Consider the following 1,010-nt stretch of genomic DNA (forward strand, 5'->3'; position numbering starts at 1 on the left):
TGTCAATGGGCGTTGAATCTCCCGTAATTATGGGCCTTCAATTTTCCCTACCTGACGGACGAGAATGGGTCCGGTGATCAGCCGGTCGGATGATCATTTGCTTTGCCTCCTGGTGGTCGGCCCCGGCGCCTCGGTGCCGGGGGCGGCGTGATCAGGGCTTTCGAGCGCACGTGCTCGGGAACCAGTTCGGCATGCTGACGCAGCCGGTAGCTCGAGCCCTCGATCTGGATCACCGCCGCATGATGAAGAAGGCGATCCAACAGCGCCGTGGCCACAACAGGATCGCCAAAAACCTCGCCCCATTCCGCAAAACCGCGGTTGGAGGTCAGGATCATGGCGCCTTTCTCATAGCGGGCATTGACCAGCTGGAAGAACAGATTGCCGCCGCCAGGCGTGACCGGCAGATAGCCGATCTCATCCACCACCAGCAGTGCGGCTCGCGACAGGAAGCGGATGCGCTCGCGCAGTTGCCCCTCCCGCTCGGCCTTGGCCAGGGTGGCAATGATCTCGGCCAGGGTCGCGAAGTAGACGCTCTTGCCGGCTTTCACCGCCTCCACCGCCAACGCTGTCGCCAGGTGGCTTTTGCCCGTGCCGGGTGGCCCCAGCAGATGCACCGCCTCGGCCCGGTCGATGAACTTGAGCTCCGCCAGCGCCAGAATGCGATTGCGGTCGAGCGAGGGCTGGAAGGCAAAGTCAAAGCTCGCCAGGGTCTTGACCGCGGTCAGCCGCGCCATCATCAGGGCCGCCTTGATGCGCCGGCTCTCCCGCACCGTGAGTTCTTCCAACAGCAGGAGATCGAGGGCCTCAATGCTGTTGATCTCGCCCTGCTCGATGCGCCGCAGGGTGGCGTCGAGCATCTCCAGGGCGCGGGGCATCCGCAAGCCAACAAGGCTTTTGCGGATGCTCTCAAGAGTGGTGGCCGCGCCTGTCATGGCCGGCCTCCCGCGGCAGCCAGGCGATCGGCCACGGCCTGATAGAAGTCCAGCGACCGGCGTGCCACGCGATCCCCC

At 64.7% G+C, this 1,010-nt stretch carries 1 protein-coding gene; it reads right to left on the minus strand.

Annotated elements, in window-relative coordinates; all coding sequences use genetic code 11:
* Positions 1-77 precede the first annotated feature (77 nt).
* Positions 78-932 carry an IS21-like element helper ATPase IstB gene (istB, locus tag FS320_RS44090; protein WP_152718743.1) on the minus strand — a complete coding sequence of 285 codons (855 nt, stop codon included), beginning with the start codon at positions 930-932 and terminating at the stop codon, positions 78-80.
* Between the last annotated feature and the right edge of the window lie 78 nt (positions 933-1,010).

The sequence above is a fragment of the Microvirga tunisiensis genome, assembly GCF_009296175.1.
GTDB lineage: Bacteria > Pseudomonadota > Alphaproteobacteria > Rhizobiales > Beijerinckiaceae > Microvirga > Microvirga tunisiensis.

Coding starts and splice junctions, on each gene's coding strand:
- istB (WP_152718743.1), bottom strand. CDS start 932: ATGACAGGCGCGGCCACCACTCTTGAGAGCATCCGCAAAAGCCTTGTT.